The organism is Nocardia huaxiensis (genome assembly GCF_013744875.1).
Taxonomy (GTDB): domain Bacteria; phylum Actinomycetota; class Actinomycetes; order Mycobacteriales; family Mycobacteriaceae; genus Nocardia; species Nocardia huaxiensis.
In genome coordinates this window covers 4,993,709-4,999,046 of sequence record NZ_CP059399.1, presented here as the reverse complement: position 1 = coordinate 4,999,046, position 5,338 = coordinate 4,993,709, and the positions used below count along the sequence as shown (strand labels likewise).

Annotated in this window: 5 protein-coding genes; all 5 read right to left on the bottom strand. The window is 70.7% G+C overall.

Features of this window, described 5'->3' with window-relative positions; genetic code table 11:
* Positions 1-8: 8 nt before the first annotated feature.
* From H0264_RS22565 to H0264_RS22545, 5 genes are read right to left on the bottom strand one after another with little or no spacing between them, the layout of a single operon-like run.
* Positions 9-1,856, bottom strand: coding sequence for an amino acid adenylation domain-containing protein (locus tag H0264_RS22565; RefSeq protein ID WP_231085611.1), 1,848 nt, complete (start codon positions 1,854-1,856; stop codon positions 9-11).
* A complete protein-coding gene (locus tag H0264_RS22560; protein ID WP_181579381.1) occupies positions 1,853-2,878 on the bottom strand; it encodes an HAD-IIIC family phosphatase in 1,026 nt (341 codons plus the stop codon). The genes H0264_RS22565 and H0264_RS22560 overlap by 4 nt, the downstream gene beginning before the upstream one ends.
* Positions 2,878-3,858, bottom strand: a complete 981-nt coding sequence (locus H0264_RS22555) for a 3-oxoacyl-ACP synthase (protein ID WP_181579380.1) — start codon at positions 3,856-3,858, stop codon at positions 2,878-2,880. The genes H0264_RS22560 and H0264_RS22555 overlap by 1 nt, the downstream gene beginning before the upstream one ends.
* Positions 3,855-4,949, bottom strand: coding sequence for an acyl-CoA dehydrogenase family protein (locus H0264_RS22550; protein WP_181579379.1), 1,095 nt, complete (start codon positions 4,947-4,949; stop codon positions 3,855-3,857). The genes H0264_RS22555 and H0264_RS22550 overlap by 4 nt, the downstream gene beginning before the upstream one ends.
* On the bottom strand, positions 4,946-5,230 hold the full coding sequence (locus tag H0264_RS22545) for an acyl carrier protein (protein WP_181579378.1): 285 nt from the start codon (positions 5,228-5,230) through the stop codon (positions 4,946-4,948). Before H0264_RS22545 ends, H0264_RS22550 begins: the two co-directional genes overlap by 4 nt.
* Positions 5,231-5,338 lie beyond the last annotated feature (108 nt).

Here is a 5,338-nt window from a genome sequence, read left to right as displayed (position 1 = left end):
GATGTCCTTCACACCTCGAATGCCAGGGGGATGCTCTGCGCGCTGTCCGCGGATTCGGCGGGGTGCGCCGGGTCGGCGGGCAGCGCGGCGGCCTGCGCGGCCACGGTGTCCAGGTCGAACAGCAGGCCCACCGAGATGGCTCCCGGCCAGCGCGCCTCCAGGCGCATGTGCAGGGCGACCACGCGATGGGAGTTGCCGCCCACGTCGAGGAAGCGGTCCTCGCGGTCGAACTCGTCGTGCAGCAGCACCTGGGACCAGATGTCGCCGACTTCACGTTCCGGATCCGACCAGTCGTCGCGCGAGATCGGCTGCCGCACAGTGGCTGTGGTCAGCAGCGCACGCAGCGCGGCTTCGTCCAGTTTGCTGCTGCCCGCCGCGATCGGCAGTGCGTCGAGGGTGACGAACCGCGCCGGAACCGCCTCGGGCACCAGCCGTTCGCCGCAGAACTCGGCCAGCACGCTGGGCGCGGGCGTGACCGTCCCGCCGTCCATCGGCACCCAGAACGCGGCCAGGTACACGGTGTCGTCGACATCGGTGACGGGCAGCACCACCGCCTCGCGCACGGCGGGGTGATCTTCCAGCACCGCCTCCACCGCGCCGCGTTCGATGCGCACGCCGCGCACCTTCACCTGACTGTCGGCGCGGCCGTGGAATTCGATGTCGCCGTGGGCGTCCATGCGGGCCAGGTCGCCGGTGCGATACATGCGCGCGCCCGGCACGGTGGCGAAGGGATCGGCCACGAATCGCAGCGCGGTCAGGCCCGGCCGGGCCGCATAGCCGTCGGCGATCTGCTCGCCGCCCAGATACAGGTCACCGCGGGTGCCGCGCCGGACCGGCCGCAGTGTGTCGTCCAGGATGTGGGCGGTGGTGCCCTCGGTCGGCTTGCCGATGGGCACGATCTGTCGCGGGGTGTCCGCGACGACGTGCAGGATGCAGGTGACCGTCGCTTCGGTCGGGCCGTACTCATTGTGCAGGGCCACGGCGGGCAGCACCTCACGGTGTTCCTCCACCAGGCGCACCGAGACCGCCTCACCGCCCAGGGTCACGCGGCGCAGGGTGGGCCGCAGCCCGGCCAGTCGCGGCAGCAGCAGCCGATAGAACGACGGTGTCGCGACCAGATGCGAAACCTGGTGGCGGCCAGCGAGTTCGGCGACGGCCTCGACATCGCGCAGCATCCGGGCCTCGGGCAGCACGCTGGTGCCGCCGACCGCGAGCGCCCAGGCGAAACCCATGAGGGAGCCGTCCCAGATGAGCCGCATGGCCGAGAAGGTGACCAGTTCACCGTCGGTGTAGGCGTAGTTGCGGGAACCGATGAGGGTGGCCAGGTTCGCGCGGGAGACGACCACGGCCTTCGGGACGCCGGTGGAGCCGGAGGTGGTGATCGCGTAGGCCGGGGCCCGCAGGGGCGGTGCGGCGGGCAGCGCGAGCTCAGGCGGATTCGCCTGTGCGGCAATGTCGATCAGTGCGGGGCCGCCCGTCGCGTCGGCCAGGGCCGCCGCCGCGCTGCCCGGCGTGAGCGGATCACCACCGTCGATGATCACCGCGCCGCAGTCCAGCGTCTCGAGCACCGCGGCCAGGGACTGCTCGCCGCCGTGCCCGGGTTCGATGATGCTCCAGGCCGCGGCGGCGCGCAGGGCCGCGAGCATGCCGATCACGCTGTCCAGGTTCTGCTGCTGGAAGATGACGACCGTCTGGCCGGGTCGCACCCCGGCCGCGAGCAGGCGACGCGCGAGAGCCAGTGTCGCGGTGTCGAGTTCGCCGTAAGTGAGGGACCGCTCCCCCACTACGACCGCGGTGCGCTCGGGCACCCGCTCGAACTGGTGCAGCAGCCCGCTCAGCAGATCGGTGTGGTTCACCGGACCACCTCGACGTGACCGGTGCCGCTGATGTGCTCGGGCGGGACCGAACAGGCGAGCAGGATGCGCTCCCCGTCGGTGTCGACCACCTCGAACCCCGCGAAGCGCAGCGTCACCAGCATGACCCGATTCAGCGGGGTGGCAACGAATTCCGCCGCCGGACGCAGGCCCGCGTCGTGTGCGCGGCGCACCACCTCGGCGATGAGCGCCGTGCCGACGCCACGGGACATGACGCGGCAGGACATGAGCAGCAGGAGCAGCACCGCATCGGGGCCGCGTCGTTCGGTCACCGCCAGCCCGATCGTGCCGTAGCCGCCGAAGCGGTCGGTCAGGGAGGCGACCAGCACCTCGTGATCGGGGGAGGCGCACAGGGCGCGCAGTTCGCCGAGATCGAAGGTGACACCGGTGGTGTTGAGCTGGTGGGTGCGCTCGGTCAGCTCGTGCGCGCGCAGCAGATCCGCCTCGCCGGCCTCGCGCACGGTCATGACCAGATCGAGGGAGGCCAGGAAATCCGCGTCCGAGCCGGCGAATTCGGCCTGGGAGGCTTGCCGCTCGCGCTCCGCCCGGTACAGCGATCGGCGTCCGCGGGCCTCGGATGTCGCTGTGGCGGGCGTGAATTCGGGCAGGCCGGGGAGTTCGGCGATCCGGTCGGCCGGATAGCAGCGAACCTCCGGGAGGGCGGCGGCCACCTCGGCCAGCTCGACCGGGTCGTTGTCGACGAAGGCAATGGTGTCGTGGCCGATGTTCAGGGCTTCGGCGATCCGCCGGACGGCTTCCGACTTCGGGCCCCAGCTGATCTCGATGGCCGAGAACATGTCCTCGATATCGTGCGCGCGCAGATGCGCTGTGGCGGCGGCCGGTTCGCCGCGGCTCGCCACGGCGTGCAGGATGCCGCGCTCGTCCAGGGTCCGGATCGCGTGCAGGGCTTCGGGTTTCGGCGCACCGCCGTCGGATTCCAGGACCACGCCCGGCCACACCGTGTCGTCGAGGTCCCAGACCAGGCATTTCACTGTCGTCGCCATCAGATCCTCCGTAGCAGGCCGGCGCTCCAGGCGGCGACCGGGCTGCTGTTCAACAGGAGCGCGTATTCGCCACTCGCGCGGGTGGCGGCGACCGACTCGAGATTGAGCAGCATGTCCATCGAACCGAGATGGCCGTAGGCGGCCAGATTGCTTCGGCAAGCCTTGTCGACGGGGCGGTCGAGGGCTTCCTCCCAGAAGGCGAACGCGCCCGCCGAAAGATTCTGCATGAGCATCGGACCCACCTGATCGTCCCGAATTCCGTTCCGTCGCAGCAGTTCCGGAATGATGGCGTCGAAGCGCTTCTTGCTCTCGACCGCGAGCCGGAACGAGTAGGTGGCTTCGTCCGCGCACGCTTCGATCCAGTCCTGCGAGCCGACATCGCGGTAGTCGATGCGGAACAGATCCGCGTATTTGCCCTCGCTGCGGACGATCTGGTCGACGAACTCCCAGCGGCCGGGGCCGGAGGTCGTCATCAGCACGGCCGCCGCGCCGTCGCCGAGCAGGGTCATGGGTGCGCGATACCTGGTGCGGGTGGGCGTCTTCGCCGCTGTGACCAGCAGGACGGTGCGGCAGTGCGGATCACCGCGCAGCAGGCTCGCGGCGAGAGTCATTGCGGCGGAGACGGATACACAGCCCAGATCCCCGGCCGCCGTGGTGAAGGCGCGGCTCGCGCCCAGCCGGTGTTGCAGCCGGGTCGCTTCCGAGGCCAGCAGGTACTGCGGTGCCCGGCCGGTCACCAGGACCAACGCGTCCAGATCGGTGGCAGCGAGCCCGGCCTCGTCCAGTGCCCGCAGCGCCGCCTCGGCGGCCAGGTCGACCTCGGCCATGGTGTCGGCGGTGCGCACCGTGTCGATGCCCAGGGCCAGGGCGTGTTCCCGTCGATTCGCGGGGAGGGCGTCCAGTTCCGCCAGGGTGGCGACTTCGGCGGTGGTGTCCGGGAACCAGGTGGCGACCGGACCCAGGAGTACGCGTTCGCTCACCGCGCACCTCGCAAAACGTGCTCTCCCATGGTCACCTCGGCGACCTCCTGTGCTCCCTCGATGATTTGCATGACTTTGGCGTCGCGATAGAACCGCCCGATCCGGCTGTCCGGTGCGCACCCGGCCGCGCCGAGTATCTGCACGGCGCGTTCGCTCACCGTGGCGGCGACACCGGCCGCGGCGTATTTGGCGGCGATGGTGGCGATCAGCGCCTCGGGCGATCCGGCACCGCGGGTGTCGGCCGCACGTGCGCAGAGTGCTTGTGCGCCTTCGACTTCCGCCCAGCTGCGGCCAAGCGCGGCGCGGACCAGCTGATGGCCGGACAGGGCGGTGTCACCCTGGACGCGGGCCGCGGCATGGGCGGCCGCGTCGTCCAGGCACGCGCGGGCGAGCCCGACGCAGCCCCAGGCCACGGTGTAGCGGCCGTGATCCAGTGCGGTGCCGATGACATGGGAGAGCCCGAATCCCGGCGGTGCGATCAACTGGGTGGCGGGGATGCGCACGCGGTCGAAACCGATGGTCGCCAAACGCGTGCCGCGCAGGCCCAGCCCGCTTTCGGCCGGGGCCACGGTCACGCCGGGACGGTCGCGGTCCACCAGGGCGGCGCACAGTCCGCGTGGCTCCCTGCCGAGCACGAGGAACACATCCGCCCGCTGGCCGAAGGTCACCCACAGCTTGGTGCCGGAGACCAGGACGTCATTCCCGTCCGGCGCGAAAGTCGTGGCGACAGCGGACAGTTCGGTTCCGGCCCCGGCCTCGGTCGCCGCCAGCGCCCCGACGAGTTCCCCGGTGGCGAGCCGGGGCAGCCACTGCCGCCGCTGTGCGGCCGTACCCCATCGGTCCACCGCCGCGGCAACCATTCCGTGCACTGTCAGCAACGACCGCAAGCTGGTGCACGCGTGCCCGAGCGTCGCGGCCAATTCCCCGAGTTCGCGCGAATCCAGTCCCGCGCCACCGAATGTCGCGGGCCGGTCCGCACCGAGTACGCCCTTCGCGGCGGCGAGCGTGATCATCTCGTCGGGCAGGCCGTCGTGGTCCCACCGCGCCCCCTCCGATGCCGCGGCCGCTACGAGCTCGTCGACTGCGATCACGAGTGGCTGACACCGCCCCGCTTGCGTTCGACGAACGCGGCCGCGCGTGCGGCGCTCCGGAAATTGTCCAGCTCGAGATCGTCGACCTCGACGGCGATGCCGTAGGTGTTCTCGATGTGGACGACGATCTCCAGCGCGCGCAGCGAATTCACCAGTCCGAGCGCGAAAATATCGTCGTCGGGCGACAATTCGATCTCCGCCATGGACCCGAAGTAGGTCAGCAGCTCCTTCGTCAACTCCGCGCGATGGCGCACCGCCTGCTCCAGGTCCTCCACGAACATCCCTCTCCGCCGTCATCGCGCGGTGCGGACCTCTCCCGTCCGCACCGCGTAGACCACGACACCATCGCGGATGTTCCCGGACAAGCCCCGGGTTTCACGGGCGAGCCC